The 16,252-nt window shown below is 68.9% G+C and carries 15 protein-coding genes; 12 read left to right on the forward strand and 3 right to left on the reverse strand.

Translation table 11 applies throughout. The features are described from left to right. Window positions 1-36: 36 nt before the first annotated feature. Together rsmD and ACWEQQ_RS09565 are read right to left on the reverse strand one after the other, a co-directional pair. Window positions 37-594, reverse strand: coding sequence for a 16S rRNA (guanine(966)-N(2))-methyltransferase RsmD (gene rsmD, locus ACWEQQ_RS09560; protein WP_452347903.1), 558 nt, complete (start codon window positions 592-594; stop codon window positions 37-39). Continuing rightward, window positions 591-3,995 (reverse strand): pyruvate carboxylase, encoded by a 3,405-nt coding sequence (locus ACWEQQ_RS09565; RefSeq protein WP_452347904.1) that lies wholly within the window; start codon window positions 3,993-3,995, stop codon window positions 591-593. The genes rsmD and ACWEQQ_RS09565 overlap by 4 nt, the downstream gene beginning before the upstream one ends. A gap of 319 nt (window positions 3,996-4,314) precedes the next feature. On the opposite strand from ACWEQQ_RS09565, the gene ACWEQQ_RS09570 reads away from it, so the two are divergent. From ACWEQQ_RS09570 to ACWEQQ_RS09595, 6 genes are all read left to right on the forward strand, one after another. Next, on the forward strand, window positions 4,315-5,514 hold the full coding sequence (locus ACWEQQ_RS09570; RefSeq protein WP_452347905.1) for a DUF7373 family lipoprotein: 1,200 nt from the start codon (window positions 4,315-4,317) through the stop codon (window positions 5,512-5,514). 4 nt (window positions 5,515-5,518) lie between these two features. Further along, window positions 5,519-6,763: a DUF7373 family lipoprotein gene (locus ACWEQQ_RS09575; RefSeq protein WP_452347906.1), complete on the forward strand. Its 1,245-nt coding sequence runs from the start codon at window positions 5,519-5,521 to the stop codon at window positions 6,761-6,763. Further along, complete coding sequence (locus tag ACWEQQ_RS09580; RefSeq protein ID WP_452347907.1) at window positions 6,760-7,959, forward strand: DUF7373 family lipoprotein; 1,200 nt, start codon at window positions 6,760-6,762, stop codon at window positions 7,957-7,959. The genes ACWEQQ_RS09575 and ACWEQQ_RS09580 overlap by 4 nt, the downstream gene beginning before the upstream one ends. A 73-nt stretch (window positions 7,960-8,032) precedes the next feature. Beyond that, on the forward strand, window positions 8,033-9,490 hold the full coding sequence (locus tag ACWEQQ_RS09585) for a serine/threonine-protein kinase (protein ID WP_452347908.1): 1,458 nt from the start codon (window positions 8,033-8,035) through the stop codon (window positions 9,488-9,490). Between the two features lie 130 nt (window positions 9,491-9,620). After that, window positions 9,621-10,157, forward strand: coding sequence for a hypothetical protein (locus tag ACWEQQ_RS09590; protein WP_452347909.1), 537 nt, complete (start codon window positions 9,621-9,623; stop codon window positions 10,155-10,157). A gap of 40 nt (window positions 10,158-10,197) precedes the next feature. After that, a complete protein-coding gene (locus tag ACWEQQ_RS09595; RefSeq protein ID WP_452344026.1) occupies window positions 10,198-10,374 on the forward strand; it encodes a DUF1737 domain-containing protein in 177 nt (58 codons plus the stop codon). Here the strand turns inward: ACWEQQ_RS09595 and ACWEQQ_RS09600 are convergent. Continuing rightward, window positions 10,337-11,254: a helix-turn-helix domain-containing protein gene (locus ACWEQQ_RS09600; RefSeq protein ID WP_452344025.1), complete on the reverse strand. Its 918-nt coding sequence runs from the start codon at window positions 11,252-11,254 to the stop codon at window positions 10,337-10,339. The genes ACWEQQ_RS09595 and ACWEQQ_RS09600 overlap by 38 nt on opposite strands. A 97-nt stretch (window positions 11,255-11,351) precedes the next feature. Here ACWEQQ_RS09600 and ACWEQQ_RS09605 point away from each other — a divergent pair, with 97 nt between their 5' ends. The 6 genes from ACWEQQ_RS09605 to ACWEQQ_RS09630 all read left to right on the forward strand — a co-directional run bounded on the left by ACWEQQ_RS09605 (window position 11,352) and on the right by ACWEQQ_RS09630 (window position 16,252). Then, window positions 11,352-12,566 carry a DUF445 domain-containing protein gene (locus tag ACWEQQ_RS09605; RefSeq protein ID WP_452347910.1) on the forward strand — a complete coding sequence of 405 codons (1,215 nt, stop codon included), beginning with the start codon at window positions 11,352-11,354 and terminating at the stop codon, window positions 12,564-12,566. 217 nt (window positions 12,567-12,783) lie between these two features. Next, entirely contained in the window at window positions 12,784-14,205 is a 1,422-nt protein-coding gene (locus tag ACWEQQ_RS09610; protein WP_379386811.1) for a short-chain fatty acyl-CoA regulator family protein, read from the forward strand. A gap of 142 nt (window positions 14,206-14,347) precedes the next feature. Continuing rightward, window positions 14,348-14,575: a hypothetical protein gene (locus tag ACWEQQ_RS09615; protein WP_452347911.1), complete on the forward strand. Its 228-nt coding sequence runs from the start codon at window positions 14,348-14,350 to the stop codon at window positions 14,573-14,575. Then, on the forward strand, window positions 14,565-14,891 hold the full coding sequence (locus ACWEQQ_RS09620; RefSeq protein WP_452347912.1) for a hypothetical protein: 327 nt from the start codon (window positions 14,565-14,567) through the stop codon (window positions 14,889-14,891). The genes ACWEQQ_RS09615 and ACWEQQ_RS09620 overlap by 11 nt, the downstream gene beginning before the upstream one ends. Window positions 14,892-15,214: 323 nt before the next feature. Continuing rightward, on the forward strand, window positions 15,215-15,430 hold the full coding sequence (locus tag ACWEQQ_RS09625; protein ID WP_452344020.1) for a DUF397 domain-containing protein: 216 nt from the start codon (window positions 15,215-15,217) through the stop codon (window positions 15,428-15,430). Window positions 15,431-15,532: 102 nt separating this feature from the next. Next, window positions 15,533-16,252: a hypothetical protein gene (locus ACWEQQ_RS09630; protein WP_452347913.1), complete on the forward strand. Its 720-nt coding sequence runs from the start codon at window positions 15,533-15,535 to the stop codon at window positions 16,250-16,252.

Here is a 16,252-nt window from a genome sequence, read left to right on the forward strand (position 1 = left end):
ATTCAGACCGGCGGGAGCCGGGAAATCCGTCGGGTGTCAGCCCTCGAATTCAGCGAGATCGATGCGCGTCTCGCCGTAGGTGCGGGACTTCAGCGGTGCGTAGCCGTCGGGCCAGGACACCTCGGGCGAGCGAGTGGAGCGTTCGACGACGATGAGGGCGTCGTCGTGGAGCCAGCCGTTGGCGGCGAGGGCGCGCAGGTCGGCCTGCACGTCGGCGACGTCGAGGTCGTAGGGCGGGTCGGAGAAGACCAGGTCGTAGCGTTCCGACGGCGCACCGGACAGGACGCTGGTGACCGAGTTCTGGCGCAGCTCCGCGCCCGGCAGCCCGAGGTCGCCGATATTGCCGCGAATGATGGCGGCGGCCTTGCGGTCCGATTCGATGAGCAGCGCGTGCGAGGCGCCGCGGGACAGCGCTTCCAGGGCCAGCGCCCCCGAGCCCGCGTAGAGGTCGAGGACGTGCAGGCCGTCGAAATCCATGCGGGCGTGCAGGAGGCTGAACAGCGCCTCGCGCACCCGATCGGAGGTGGGGCGGGTACCCGCCGGGGGGACGCGCAGGCGTCGGCCCCCGGCGGTACCCGCCACGATGCGGGTCATTCGGCGGCGGCCTCGGTAACACTCACGTCGACGAGCAGGTCGCCGCCCTCCACCTGCTGCACCTTGGCGATCGCCACCCGGCGGACCACGCCGGCGCGCGGGGCGGTGATGGCGGCCTCCATCTTCATGGCCTCGATGGTGCCGATGGTGTCGCCCGCCGCGACCGAATCGCCTTCGGAGACGGCCAGGGTCACCACGCCGGCGAAGGGCGCCGCGATGTGGCCGGCATTGGTCTTGTCGGCCTTCTCGGCGGCGGGGATCTCGCTGGCGATGGAGCGGTCGCGCACCGTGATGGGGCGCAGCTGCCCGTTGAGGATGCACATGACCGTGCGCATGCCGCGCTCGTCGGGCTCGGAGATGGCCTCCAGGCCGATGAGCAGGGTGACGCCCTTGTCGAGCTGGACGTGATGTTCTTCGTCGTGGCGCAGGCCGTAGAAGAACTGGTTGGCCGACAGCCCGGTGGTGTCGCCGAACTTCTCGCGGTGGGCGACGAATTCGGCGGTGGGACCGGGGAACAGCAGGCGGTTGAGGGTGGCCCGGCGCTCGGCCGAGGTCCCGTTCAGCCCGGCCTCGTCGGCCGCGGCCAGCTGGGTTTCCGGCTTGGCGGGCCCGCGGCCGGCGAGGGCGCGGCTGCGGAAGGGCTCGGGCCAGCCGCCGGCCGGGGTGCCGAGTTCGCCGCGCAGGAAGCCGATGACCGAGTCCGGGATGTCGTAGCGGCCCGGGTCGGCGGCGAAGTCCTCGACGTCGACGCCGGTGCCGACCAGCGCCAGCGCCAGGTCGCCGACCACCTTGGAGGACGGGGTGACCTTGACCAGCCGGCCCAGCATCCGGTCGGCCGCGGCGTATTTGGCCTCGACCTGCTCGAACTGGTCGCCCAGGCCGAGCGCGATGGCCTGCTGGCGCAGGTTCGACAGCTGGCCGCCGGGAATCTCGTGGTGGTACACGCGGCCGGTCGGCCCCGGCAGCCCGGATTCGAAGGGCGCGTACACCTTTCGCAGCGCCTCCCAGTACGGCTCCAGATCGCACACGTTCTGCAGGTTCAGCCCGGTGTCGTGGGGCGAATTCGCCGCTGCCGCAACGATGGCCGAGAGCGCGGGCTGAGACGTGGTGCCCGCCATGGGCGCCGACGCGCCGTCGACGGCGTCCGCACCGGCCTGCCAGGCCGCCAGGTAGGTGGCCAGCTGGCCGCCCGGGGTGTCGTGGGTGTGCACGTGCACGGGCAGGTCGAACTCCCGGCGCAGCGCGGTGACCAGGGTGTGCGCGGCGGGCGCGCGCAGCAGTCCGGCCATGTCCTTGATGCCGATGACGTGCGCCCCGGCCTCGACGATCTGCTCGGCGAGCTTGAGGTAGTAGTCGAGGGTGTAGAGGTCCTCGCTCGGGTTCGACAGGTCGCCGGTGTAGCTGAGCGCGACTTCGGCCAGGGCCGTGCCGGTTTCGCGGACGGCGTCGATGGCCGGGCGCATCTGGTCGACATTGTTGAGCGCGTCGAAGATGCGGAAGATGTCGATGCCGGTGGCGGTGGCCTCGGAAACGAAAGCGCGCGTGACCTTTTCGGGGTACGGCGTGTAGCCGACGGTATTGCGGCCGCGCAGCAGCATCTGCAGGTTGATGTTCGGCACCGCCTCGCGCAGCGCCGCGAGCCGCTCCCACGGGTCCTCGTAGAGGAAGCGCAGTGCCACGTCGTAGGTTGCGCCGCCCCAGCATTCGATGGACAGCAGCTCGGGCGTCATGCGCGCCACGTGCCCGGCCACATCGAGCAGGCCGTTGGTGCGGACCCGGGTGGCCAGCAGCGACTGGTGCGCGTCGCGGAAGGTGGTGTCGGTGACGGCCACCCCCTCGCGGTTGCGCAGCCACTGCGCGAAGCCCTCCGGTCCCAGCTCGAGCAGCCGCTGCCGGGAGCCGGGCGGGGGCGGCACGGTCATGTCGAGGGCGGGCAGCTTGTCGTGCGGGTACACCTTGGTCGGCCGCGAGCCGTGCGGCTTGTTCACGGTGACGTCGGCCAGGTACTGCAGGATCTTGGTGCCGCGGTCGGCCGAGCTCTTGAGGGTGAGCAGCTGCGGCCGCTCATCGATGAACGAGGTGGTCACCCGGCCCGCGCGGAAGTCCGGATCGTCCAGCACCGCGAGCAGGAACGGGATGTTGGTCGTCACGCCGCGGATGCGGAATTCGGCGACCGCGCGCCGGGCGCGCGCCACCGCGGTGGCGAAATCGCGCCCGCGGCAGGTGAGCTTGACCAGCATGGAATCGAAGTAGGCCCCGACCTCCGCGCCGACATTCGCGCCGCCGTCCAGGCGCACGCCCGCGCCGCCGGGCGAGCGGTAGCCGGTGATGCGGCCGGTGTCGGGCCGGAAGCCGTTGGCCGGGTCCTCGGTGGTGATGCGGCACTGCAGCGCCGCGCCGCGGATCTGGATGCCGTCCTGGCTCAGGCCCAGATCCGCCAGGGTCTCCCCGGCGGCGATGCGCAGCTGCGACTGCACCAGGTCGACATCGGTGATCTCCTCGGTCACCGTGTGCTCCACCTGGATTCGCGGGTTCATCTCGATGAACACGTGATTGCCGCGCTCGTCGAGCAGGAATTCCACGGTGCCCGCGCAGGAGTAACCGATCTGGCGGGCGAAGGCCACCGCGTCGGCGCAAATGCGGTCGCGGAGTTCGGGATCCAGATTCGGGGCGGGGGCGAGCTCGATCACCTTCTGGTGGCGGCGCTGCAGCGAGCAGTCGCGCTCGAAGAGGTGGATGACATTGCCCTGCTGGTCGGCCAGGATCTGCACCTCGATGTGGCGGGGGTTGACCACCGCCTGCTCGAGGAACACGGTCGCGTCGCCGAAGGCGGATTCGGCCTCGCGCGCGGCGGCCTCGATGGATTCGCGCAGCTGGGCCGGATCGGTGACCCGCCGCATGCCGCGCCCGCCGCCGCCGGCCACGGCCTTGACGAACAGCGGGAACTCCATGGACTCCGCGGCGGTCATGAGCGCGTCCACATCGGCGGACGGTTCGCTCGAGCGCAGCACCGGCAGTCCGGCGGCCTTGGCGGCGGCGATGGCGCGCGCCTTGTTACCGGTCAGTTCGAGGACCTGCGCGGACGGGCCGATGAAGGTGATGCCCTCGCGGGCGCAGGCGGCGGCCAGGTCCGGGTTCTCCGACAGGAAGCCGTAGCCCGGGTAGATGGCGTCCGCACCGGCGCTCTTGGCGGCCTTGATGATCTCCTCGATCGACAGGTACGCCCGCACGGGGTGGCCGGGCTCACCGATCTGGTAGGCCTCGTCGGCCTTGAGCCGGTGCACGGAGTTGCGGTCCTCGTACGGGAAAACCGCGACGGTACCGATGCCGAGTTCGTAGGCCGCGCGGAAGGCGCGAATGGCGATCTCGCCGCGGTTGGCGACCAGGACTTTGGAGAACATGGGTAGAAGGTACCTGCCCGGGGATACGGATCGGGCATCGAAGTCCCGTTCGGTGCAATCTTCACAGGACGGACCTCCCGCTTGCGAATTTGTGTTAATCACCGCGATACATCCCTGCCGGTGAGGGTTGCGGCGCTCCGACCACGGAATTCGCCGTCATGCTAAGGATTGCGCCCCGCGGCCCGCCGCGGCGCGGGCGCGCGCCGAGACATCCCGGTGCCCGGATTGCCGCGCGATCGTGTCCGAGACCACACCGCCGGCCGCCAAAGCCGCGCGAGAAGACTTGCGCGCCGGTAACATCCGGCGCGAGGAGGGGACGGTGAGATCGTTCGCGTCGCGCGCGCCGCTGCTGTGCGGTGTCGCGGTCGTGCTCGCCGCCGCGACCGGCTGTACCACCAGCGTTTCCGGGCAACCGGTGCGGCAGCAGACCGATCCGGCCGGCCTCGAGGTCGGCAACTATCAGATCACGCCGCGTGTGGTGGGAAATGCCAAGACCGACAAGCAATCCCGCATCCGCGAGTCACAGCGGCTGTCGGACTACGTGGCACTGCCGTTCGAGGCCGACCGGGACTACGCCTACGAGTGCTCCAACGACGTCCGCCCGCACATCGTCACCAATCACAAGGGCCTGGGCGACATCCTCATCAACGACACCTTCGACGAGGTCGCCCACGATCTGCGCGGCGGCTGGGTCGATACCTGGTGCACCGGATCCGATTCCGACGACACGCACCGCAGGCTGAGCATCGCGGTGCTGGAGCTGCCGGACGCCGGGCGCGCCGCGTCCGCCGGCCCCGCGCTCGAACACGACGACTTCACCTACAACATCGACAACCGCGCCGTCACCCTGCCGAAATACCCTGACAGCAAGGCGCATTGGCGGCCGAACGTGGCCTCGATCGGCTCCTGGACCGTGCACGACCGCTACGTGGTGTTCATCAAGGTGGTCGACGAGCTGGCCGCCGCACCGGATCTGGCCGACCTGACCGCCCGTACCGAACGGATGCTGGACGTGGCGCTACCGCTGCTGGACCGGTTCCAGCCCACACCCGCGGACCGGTTCGAGCACCTGCCGCTCGATCCGGACGGCATTCTCGGCCGCACCCTGCCGACGAATCCCGAAGAGCCCATGCGGCCGGATCCGGACGGGGTGTACACGGGCCGCGGCGCGCTGCAGAGCCTGACCGACAACGACCTCGATTTCCTCACGGTCGGCGACATCGACCTGGTCGGCTACGGCGACGCGCTGGTGTTCCACAGCCGGACCGGGACGGCGGCCCGCGCGCTGTGGGACCGGTGGAATCCGTCCACGGACACCTCCGGCGATCGCCGGAGCATCGCTCCGCCGCCGGGTTTCCCCGGCGACATCGGCTGTTTCGCGGTGCTGGACCACGGAAATGTGGTCGCCAGCCAGTGCAACTTCCACGTGGACCGGTACACCGTGCAGGTCGGCGCCATGAACGTGCCGGAGCTGTATCAGAAGACCTCGGCCGAGTACGTGCTGGTGACGAGCAGGTGACGGCGTGAGGCGAATCCGCGAATTCCGCAGGCCGCGAACGGCTTTGGTGGTCGTGACGGTGGTGACGGCAGTCCTGGCGTTCGGCATCGCGGTGGCGTCGTCGACGGTTCCGGGTCGACCGATCCCCGGCATGACACCGGCCGACTTCTCGAAACTCATTGTCGGACCGTATCCTTCGGCCCCGATCGAGTACGCCCCGACGTACTCGGTCGCCACCGACGCGTACCAGATCGAGTCGCGCCGCATGATGACCTATCTGGTCGGACCGGACGAAATCGATCCCGATGTCACGTATCTGGGCGGAGCCCGGGTGCTGGACACTTCCGACGCGAACTTCGACGACACCGACGGGCCCTTCCCCAAGGCCTGGCAGGCGGTCGCTCAGCACAATCGCATGATCGCGGGCGCGTATATCTGGCGCAACAACAACAGCGTCCGGGCGCGCAAGCACATCACGCTGGCGGTCATGCGGTTTCCGACCGAGCAGGCCGCCCGGGCCGCGATCGACGGGTTCGCCGATGCGCTGGCCGCCCCTGGGCTGCACCCGATTCCGATCGACGGCGTCGACGCGCGGGCCTCGTCGATCACCGATGCCAAGGGCCAGGTCTTCGCGGTGCACGGCGTGTACGGGATCGTCGGCCACGCCGTGATCCCGCAGGCCGATCCGGCCGCGCTGGGGGTGCGACTGCGGGCCATGGTGCAGGCGCAGCTCGCCCGGATGGCCGATCTGACACCGACGCCGCTGGAGGACCTCCCCGATCTGCCGATCAACCCCGACAACATCCTGGGATTGACGCTGCCGAACAAGTACGACACCTCCGACGCCGACCAGTTCGGATGGAATTACGGCGGTGTCTACACCCCGGCGGGCGCCCTGCACTACGAACGCGACGGCGCCGCCGCCCGCACGGCATTCGCCGCGGCCGGAGTGGATCTGGTCGCCCGCAATGCCGCGACCGTCTACCGCACCCGGGACCTGGCGGCCGCCTTCGGTTTACAGGCCGCGCTGACCACCCTGGGCCGCGACGACGACGAATTCCCCAATCCGCCCGGCATCACCGACGCACACTGCATCCAGCTCGATGAACCCGAGCCGATTCGCCAGTACACCTACCTCTGCGCGGTCGTGTACGGCCGGTACGTCGCGGTGATCGGGGCGGAGGCGCGGTTCAGCGGCGGCGCACCGGCCTCGTTCCCGCAACGGGTGTCGGCGCAGTATTCGATGCTGGCCAAGAGCGGACGGTCATGACCACCGCGCGCGCCGGCACCCTGCCCGGCCGCCTGGCCCTGCTGGCATTGGCGGCCGTCCTCGCGGCGTCGTGCGGCTCGGACCATCGCGATCCCGCGACACCCGTCTCGAAGGCCGCGATCGTCGAGGCCTCCCAGCTGGATCCGGGCAACTACCCGGTCGTACCGCGCACGATCACCAGTCAGAAGCCCGACATCACGGTGGGCGATCTGCTGCAGGAGTCGATCCGGATGGCCGAGCACGTGCCGCTGGCGCTGGATATCGACAACCGCCTGGTGTTCAACAATTCCGCACGCGCGATCACGGCGGACTACCCGCCGATCAGCATCGACAATTTCAATGACAAAGCGCCGGGCCTGATCTCGGGCTGGGAGTCGGGCGGGCGGCATCGGTCCGACACCACGCTCGGGCTGAACGTGGACATCACGGTGCTGCGGTTCGCGAAGCCCGAGCAGGCCACGGCGGCCGGGAATTTCCTTGCCGGACTGGCCAGTCCGGATTATCCGGACAAGGGGCCGCTACAGATTCCCGGGTACCCCACCGCCAAGGCGGCGCTGACCTCGCTCGAATGGGTGAAGGCCACCTACGCGCGGGACGACTACCTCTACTGGCTCTACATCGAGGACGACCTCACGGTGCCCGACGGTCCGGGGACTCTGCTGGACACGGCGAAACTGGTGCTGGACAAGACGATCGAGGCCATGCGGGACTACCGGCCCACCCCGCTGGATCAGCTCGCCGGGCTGGCCGCCGATCCCGAGGATCTGCTCGGCCGCACCCTGCCGCCGGGCAAGGGCCAGATCTGGGCGACCGAGGGACTGTACAGTCCGCACGCCGCCCTGACCCTCGACGATCGGCCGGCGGCCACCCGGCGCGCCTTCGACGAGGCCGGGGTGGACCTGGTGGCACACGCTCTCTCCGGCGTCTACCGGGCCCGGGACGCGGCCGGCGCGCAGCGGCTCACCGGCGCCTTCGTGGACGAGCTGGGCGACCGGTACCAGCCCATCGACCCGCCGCCCGGCCTGGCGACCGCCCGGTGCCTGCAGCTGAAGGACGAGAAGAACGCCGCCGGAGCGAAATTCATGTGCTATCTGCCCTACGACCACTTTGTCGCCGAGGTGTTCGCCGACCAGTCCCAGGATCTGCGCCAACGACTTTCGGCACAGTACGAGCTACTGGCCTACGGGCACATCTGATGCCGGGCCGGGCGTGACGATCGTTGCTACATTCGTAAGGTCGGGATCCCGGCAGTGCTGAGGGAGGATGTCCATGCCGTTGCGGCCGGGCACGATCGTGGGCGGCCACCGGGTGATCCGAGTGCTCGGCAGTGGCGGCATGGGCACCGTGTATCTGGTGCAGGATCCGATGTTCCCGCGGCGGCTGGACGCGCTGAAGGTGCTCAGCGCCGATCTGTCCCACGACGAGCACTACCGGGCGCGGTTCGAGCGCGAGGCGAATCTCGCGGCGGAACTGGATCATCCGAATATCGTCACGGTCTACGCGCGCGGCGAGGAGGACGGCCGGCTGTGGATCGCCATGCAGTACGTGCCCGGCACCGACGCCGCCGTGGAATTGAAGAAGAACCCCGCCGGGATGGCGCCGCAGCGGGCACTGCGCATCATCACCGAGGTCGGCAAGGCCCTCGACCACGCGCACCGGCGCGGGCTGCTGCACCGGGATGTGAAGCCCGCGAACTTCCTGCTCGCGCCGGGTGAACCGGACGCCGAGCCCGGCGGCGAGGAGCGGGTGCTGCTCACCGATTTCGGTGTGGCCAAATCGATTACCGACGGCCGCGAGCTCACCGCCACCGACGGCCTGATGGCGACGCTGGCCTACGCGCCGCCCGAACGCCTGGTCGCCGGGCCGCTCGACCATCGCGGCGACATCTACAGCCTGGGCTGCGCGTTCGTGAAGCTGCTCACCGGCCGCACCCCGTTCCCGGTGACATCCCTGGCCCAGGCCACCCTGGGTCACCTCCAGGAGCCGCCGCCCGCGCTGAGCCGGCTGCGCCCGGATCTGCCGCCGGCGTTGGACGCGGTCATCGCCAAGGTGCTGGCCAAGGATCCGGACCACCGCTACGCCACCTGCCACGATTTCACCCATGACGCGGCGCTGGCACTGCAGGGCCGGACGCCGTCCGCCGCACCGGTCGTCCCCGAGCCGCGCCGACGGCGCCGGCTCGCTCCGGCCATCGCGGCAATCGTTGTGCTGCTCGGCATTTCGGGTGTCACCGCCTTCCTGGCCGCCAACCACGAGTCCGGCGGCTCGACCGGCGCGACCACCACCGTGCACACCGATGCGCTGGATCAGGTTCGCTCCGCCCACCCCACCTTCCAGAACAAGACCGCCGCCGCGTTCAACTTCGGCGACGGCAGCCTCTCCGCCGACCTGGACACCAGCGATCAGGCGAAGTTCCTGGTGGACATCGGCTTTCGCTACAGCACCGACTACCGCGCCCAGCCCGGCGAGGCGTCGCCGCGCCCACTGTCCCCCTCCGACGTCTCGGTCCCCGACGTCGATATCGTGATCGTCGTGCGTACCGACCGGCAGGCGGGCAACGGCGGCCTGCGCGGCCTGCCCAGCAGCTTCCTCTCCTCCAGCCTCTCCCACGCCAGGCTGGTGATCGTCGACGATCCCGCCACCGTCCAGTCCTTCCAGACCTGGACCGACCGCTCCCCCGACGTCCTGGTCCAGAAGGTCGTGCCCGCGATCGTGAAGGTGCTCTGACCGTGCCCGGTCGACGTCCTCCGCGTCGAGAGTTGTTGTGGCGCTTGATGGGCGGCCCGGCGCACTTGCGCCAGCGCGGTTGGCCGGACCCGCCGGTCCTGTTACGCTGCGGCCCGGACAGGAGGTCGAGGTGATCGGAAAGCAGTGGGGGGTCCGGTGCCTGCCGGTCGTGGCCGTGCTGGCGCTGGCGGGATGCGGATCGTCCCCGGCAACCCAAATCAGTCCCGCCGCAACGACTTCCGCGCATTCGAACCGGGATCTGTGCACGCGGATGATCGACTTCTTCCACAACACGCTCGGCGTTCCCGAGGTGCAGGTGGCCGAACTCAGCCAGGGCACGATCGACGCTTCGATCGACACCACCGGATCCTGCTACCTGAACCTGCAGCGCCGTGCCCCCTACGTGGCGTGGCTGACGGTCCGCAATATGCGCAAGCCGGACCACACCGACCCGATCGGCGCCCGCTACCAGCGCCTGGACGGTTTCGGTGAGGACGTCTGGCGCACCCCGGACGACAGCTACCTGACCCGGGTCGGCACCTGGGAAGGGATGCTGGCGATCGATGACAAGATCGCCGCGACGAGCTCGGTCCCACTGAAGATGACGGACCAGAAGGTCCAGGACACCATTCAATTCCTCATCGCGACCACCCGCGACATGCAATAGCGCCCGCCCCTCCGGAATCCGCCGTCCCTAGGCTGGCGTCATGACCGAGCAACCGCGACTGCGCTATCGACTGATCACCGGTCCCGACGACGCGACCTTCTGCGAGCGGATCAGCGCACTGCTGGACGAGGGGTATCGATTGCACGGATCACCGGCGGTGACATTCAACGGCACCGCGGTCATCGCCGCGCAGGCGGTGGTGTGGGGCGATGACTGACGGGCTCGAGCCCGTCGCCGATGCGGCGGGCGGCCGCGGACAATTCCGTGAGGTAGTGGCGGCGTTCGGTGCGGGTGACGTCCTCGCGCAGGGGGCCGATCTGTAATTCCATGACCGCGTGGCCGCCGCCGTCGAAAACCGGGGCACTCATGTAACTGAGCGGCAGTGTCGCGTCGCTGTCGAAGGTCTGCTGGTCGTAGGCACTGCCGCCGAAGGTCGCCAGCTGTGCCAGCACCTTGCCCTGCAGCTCCGTGTTTCCCGGATGTTCGGCGAGGTGGTCGGCGACCTCGGAGAGCACCCGGACTCCCGGGAGGCTGTCGCGTTCCAACCGCCAGGCACAGTAGCCTGCGGTGCGCAGGGTATCGAGGACGGCGCGATATTCGTCACGTCGCTCGGCCCCGCGGGTGTCGATCCAATCCCGTTGGCGCGCCGCTCCGGTGTGGGCGATGATCGCGGCCCCGGCCGGCGCGAGCAGCGGAATCCGTACGCCGGACTCCATTCCCACGGTGAGGCGGTCGCGGGTGACGGCGACGAACTTCAGATGGCCGCCGCTGAGCGCGGTCAGCGCCGCACCACAGTCGACGCGATCGGCCAGCCGCGCCAATTCCCGGTCCAGCCAGGCGCGATCGCGCTGCCCCAGCGCGGCGCGCGCCCCGACCGCGGCGAGCCGCTCGCCGAGTTCATAGCGCAGATCGGGCCGCCGGCGCACCCAGCCACCTTCGGCGAGCGCGGCCAGGATCGCTCCGGTGGTGGAGCGGTTCAGGTCCAGGCTGTCGGCGATCTCGGCGGAGGTGAGCGAGTCGTCCTGGGCGGCCAGCAGTTCCACGATGGAGATCACGCGCTGGGTGGGCGGTGAGCTCTCGGTCTTGCCAGTGGGCACGCGGGTCTCCTAGCCTGAGCCGCGGCACAAATAGCCGTACGGCTGAATACGAATAATTGCACCGAGGAGCAGGCATGGCAACCACCGGGGTGAAGGGTTGATCGCGGATTTCGCCGACCACTGGCTGCTGTACTGCTCCATCCCGCTCGTCGCCGCCCTCATCGGCTGGGTGACCAAGATCGTCGCCGTGCAGATGCTGATGTATCCGCTCGAATTCAAGGGCATCCCACCGTGGCTGGGCTGGCAGGGTGTCATTCCACGCTCCGCGCCGCGCATGGCGACCATCGCGGTGGATCTCATGTTCGGCAAGCTCATCGATCCGCAGGACATCATCGCCCGCATCGATGTCGCCGAGCTGACCACGCGGCTGCGCGAACCCCTCGACGCCGGTGTCGATTACATGGTCCGCGCCATGATGATGAAGCATCAGCCCCGGCTCTGGGTGAACATGCCCGACGCCGCCCAGCGTGCCATCATCGAACGCGCGCAACGGGATCTGCCGCAGCTGATCGAGGACATCGTCTACGACCTGCGCACCAATATCGACCAGGTGATGGATCTGCGCGGCATGGCCATCAGCGCGCTGGTGGACGACAAGTCGCTGCTGGTGGAGATGGTACGCCGGGTGGGCCGCAACGAGCTGCGCTTCATCGTGCGCTCGGGCCTGATCTTCGGCACGGTGCTGGGCTTCGTGCAGATGATCACCTGGGCGCTCACCCACTCCCCGCTGCTCATGCCCGCTTTCGGCGGTTTCACCGGATTGATCACCGACTGGCTGGCGCTGCAGATGATCTTCCGTCCGATCCGCCCGGTCGGTATCGGACCGTTCAAGTGGCAGGGCCTGTTCCACAAGCGCCGGGAGCAGGTCTGCACCGACTACGGCGATCTCATCGCCACCGAGATCCTCACCCCCGCACGCATTCTCGAGGCGGTCCTCAATGGCGAGCGTGCCGACCGGTTGGCCTCCCTACTGAGCCGGCACGTCAGCGAGTTCCTCGAACTACAGACCGGCCCGGCCCGGCCGCTCATGATGATGGTCGCCCGCGACAGCTACACCGCCCTGGAACGCGACGCGGTCACCTTCGTGCTCGATCACGTCAAGGCCGCCGCGCACTCCGGTTTCGATCAGCACGCCATCGAGGCCCTGGATGTGCGCAACCTCGTCATCGAGAAGACGAAGCAACTCACCGACGACGAGTACGAGGGCCTGCTGCGCCCGGCATTCAAACAGGACGAATGGAAGCTGGTGGCCATCGGCGCGGTGCTCGGGTTCCTGGTCGGCGAACTCCAGGTTCACCTGATTCTGGGGTGAGCCCGCTGATTTCGGCGTACATTCCGGACCTCGTTCCCCGGCGGCAGCGTCGGGTTGGTCGTACGATGGGGACTCGCGCGCAAAACCGCTCGTAGCATCGAATTCGCATGCTACGCAGGCCGTCCGCCATGGCGAAGTGCCACGCAGGGTCGGCGAAGTTGCGGCGAGTCTCCTCAAATTGCGATGTTTGCGAAGCCGAATCGGTACCATCCTGCACGTGCGCAAGATGTATGCGGGCGCCCGACTACGGCGGTTGCGCGAGGAACGGCGGATGACCCAGGCGGCCTTGGCCAAATCCCTGGACCTGTCCCCCAGCTACCTCAACCAGCTCGAACGTGATCAGCGACCGCTCACCATTCCCGTGCTGCTGAAACTGAATTCCACCTTCGACCTCGATGTGCAGTTCTTCGCCGCGGACTCCGACGCGCGACTGGTCTCGGACCTGCACGAGATCCTGGTGGAGGCCGCGGGCGGCAATGCCGCGCCGGTGGCCGAGGTCGAGGACCTGGCCACCCGCATGCCCGAGGTCGCGAAAATCGTTGTGGCCATGCACCGCCGACTACGTGCCGCGACCGACCAGTTGGATCTCTTGTCCTCCAAGGTGGCCACCCCTACCGGCGCACCCGGCGTCCCCATGCCCTACGAGGACGTGCGCGACTTCTTCTACGATCACCACAACCACATCGCCCAGCTGGATCTCGCGGCCGAGCGGTTGTTCGAGGAGAGCGGGCTCACCATCGGCTCCCTCGACCGGCAGCTGGCCCGGGTCGCGGAGGAACGCGCCGGGGTCACCGTCCTGGTCCGCGGCGACGGCGCCGATCCGAACATCCCCAAACGCCACTACGAGCCCGAGACCCGCACCCTCACCCTGGCCCGGCGGCTGCGGCCCGGGCAGCGCGCCTTCCAGATCGCCACCACCCTGGCCTTCCTGCTGCACGGCGGCCTGCTCGACGAGGTTCTCGACGAAAGTCCCGCGCTCACCGGCGAATCCCGCACCCTGGCCCGGATCGGGCTGGCCAACTACTTCGCCGGCGCGCTCGTCCTGCCGTACAGCAAGTTCCTGCGCTCGGCCGAGGAGCTGCACTACGACATCGACCTGCTGAGCCTGCGCTTCGAGGTCGGCTTCGAGACCGTCTGCCATCGGCTCAGCACCCTGCAGCGGCAGGGCCAGCGCGGGGTGCCGTTCTTCCTGATCCGCACCGATCGCGCGGGCAATATCTCGAAACGCCAGTCCGCCACCGCCTTCCACTTCTCCCGGGTGGGTGGCAGCTGCCCGCTGTGGGTGGTGCACGAGGCGTTCAATCATCCCGGCCGCATGCTGTCCCAGATCGCCGCCATGCCCGACGGGCGGCGCTACCTGTGGGTGGCCCGCACCACCGCGCCCACCCCGACCGGATTCGGCACGGCCGGAAAGGAATTCGCCATCGGGCTGGGCTGCGACATCGAATACGCCGACCGGCTGGTGTATTCGCGCAGCCTGGAGCTGGACGATCCGGCCGCGGCCGCGCCCATCGGCGCGGGCTGCAAGGTGTGCGAGCGCCCCGGCTGCGCCCAGCGCGCCTTCCCACAGATCGGGCGGCCGCTGGCGATCAGCGAGCACACCAGTTCGGATCTGCCGTATCCCCGTCTGCCCCGCTGAGATTCCCACACACCGCGCCGAGCGCCCGCCCGGCTACCGCCGAGTTCCCCGGTAGCACCGCGCCTTCCGATGCCCCCGGCGGGCAGGTGTCCGTCGCGCACCAACACGAAGACGTGCTGCCGCAACCGATGTCGTGCGCTCCGTGCTCACCTCCCCGGCACTCGTCACCGGCCGCACCGGCGACGACATCACCGAGATCATCGTCTGCGGAACCCAGGGATATCACCTGCTGAATTTGATCGACGGCGATTTCGAAGGACGGCTTTTCGTGCACATCCTCTTCGACGGCGACACCGGCAATCTCGCCATGGCGCGATACCAGCTGCGGGCAATTCTCGCCGAATTTGCCGAGGACGATCATGGACAGTGAACTCGTCCTCGAACTACAGCGCCTGGAACAGCAACGCGGCATGCTCGGCAGCTCCAAGGCGCTGGATCTCCAGGTCGCCGCGGCCGGCAATACCGAGGTGGTCAGAGCCAAGATGCGGACCATCGATCAGCTGGGCATCAAAGAGGACATCGAGGACATCCTCATCACGCTCAGCGGCCAGTACCACGTCATCCGGCCGATGACCGGCCGTAAATCCAAGGGCCTGTTCCCCTATCTCGCCCTGGACCGCGGCCGCGCCAACCTGGCCATGGCCCGCCACCGCCTCGAGGGCATCGAGGAGGACCTCGAAGTGTGAGAATCCACCCGGCAGCATCCCTGTTCGCCCGTACGGACGGCATCGCCGAATTCCGTACGGGCGAACGTGTCTGTACCCGTGCCGAGCCGTCGATCTTGAATCCCCATGACGGGTCACCGATTTGCAATCGATCGGGCGCGCACCCAGCGGCTACCCGGTAGTGTGAACGCCGTCGAACAATCGGTCATCCGGCCGTCTCCGGACCCCGTGTTCGCATTCGTTCAGCCGATGCCAGACGGCGCTGTCCCGCATCGTGGACCCCGGCTGCTCTTCCTCGCCTCGCGTCCGACCCGACCTGTGAAAGGACGAAAGGAACCGCCCCCATGATCACCCAGGCAGATCTGCCCGCAGGACTTCAACTGCGGACGGCCGGCGGCCCTCGAGGCAGCTGCGTCCAGGTCGGCTACTGGCCCGGCCGCGGCATCGTGGTCGCGCACAGCAAGGAAGGCAGCAACGGCGCGGTGCTGCTCTTCACTGTCCGGGAGTGGGAAGCCTTCATCCAGGGCGTGAAGGCCGACGAATTCCCCGCCGCCGGCTGACTTTCCGGACGCCCGCACCCACCCGTCCGCCATCATTACCCGAGACCGGCCGGTCCCGCGGAATGCGACGGCGGGGGTGGGAACGGGTTAGGTTCGGTGGCTGTGGCGTTCGAATACCGGGTTGGCGACATCCTCGAGCTGTCCTGTCCGTTCACCGCGGCGCGGGTAACCGAGGTGACGGCGAACGATGTCTTCGTCGAATGGCCGTGGTGGGCCGTGGATCCGGCGAGCGACGGAGTGCGGTGGAACGGCGTGGTGGCGGTGGCGGCCGGGCCGGACACGCCCGGATGGGAACGGGAAGTGTTCCGGATCCAGCCCGCCGCCGGGGAACTCGCTGCCGAGGCCGACTGCCGCATCGGGATTCCGCCGACCGTCGTCCACGTCGTCGCCGTGCGGCACTTCGATCCGCCGCGCGTGACGGGGTGGCTGCCGCGGCCGCGGCGGGAGGTCGCCTACCTGCGCGCGGGACAGTCCTTCGATCCGGAGCTCGACGATCAGGGCGCCGCGTTCGACCCCGAGGACGACATCCCCCGGCGCGTCGAACTACGGTTCCGCCCATACGCCTTCCTGGAGATCGGCGACGAAGTCGCCGACGCCGGCGGGCGCGCGTGGCGCTTCGGCGGACCCTGGACCTGGCAGCCGTTCGACGGGGCCGAACCCGGCCGCCCCACCTGGCCGCTGCTGCTGCTCACCCGCGACGGCGACAGCGATGACGCGGCCGCGGTCGACGTCACCGAGGCCACGCTCACGGGTTCGCACGACGAAGAACTCGCCCGGTGGAACGAACTGGCGCAGCTGACCCCGGAGCCCACGGACGGCTGA

The sequence above is a fragment of the Nocardia sp. NPDC004123 genome (genome assembly GCF_053603795.1).

Excerpts from the sequence above, each read along its gene's own strand:
- rsmD (WP_452347903.1), bottom strand. The coding sequence starts at position 594 with ATGACCCGCATCGTGGCGGGTACCGCCGGGGGCCGACGCCTGCGCGTC.
- ACWEQQ_RS09565 (WP_452347904.1), bottom strand. The coding sequence starts at position 3,995 with ATGTTCTCCAAAGTCCTGGTCGCCAACCGCGGCGAGATCGCCATTCGC.
- ACWEQQ_RS09580 (WP_452347907.1), top strand. The coding sequence starts at position 6,760 with ATGACCACCGCGCGCGCCGGCACCCTGCCCGGCCGCCTGGCCCTGCTG.
- ACWEQQ_RS09585 (WP_452347908.1), top strand. The coding sequence starts at position 8,033 with ATGCCGTTGCGGCCGGGCACGATCGTGGGCGGCCACCGGGTGATCCGA.
- ACWEQQ_RS09595 (WP_452344026.1), top strand. The coding sequence starts at position 10,198 with ATGACCGAGCAACCGCGACTGCGCTATCGACTGATCACCGGTCCCGAC.
- ACWEQQ_RS09620 (WP_452347912.1), top strand. The coding sequence starts at position 14,565 with ATGGACAGTGAACTCGTCCTCGAACTACAGCGCCTGGAACAGCAACGC.
- ACWEQQ_RS09625 (WP_452344020.1), top strand. The coding sequence starts at position 15,215 with ATGATCACCCAGGCAGATCTGCCCGCAGGACTTCAACTGCGGACGGCC.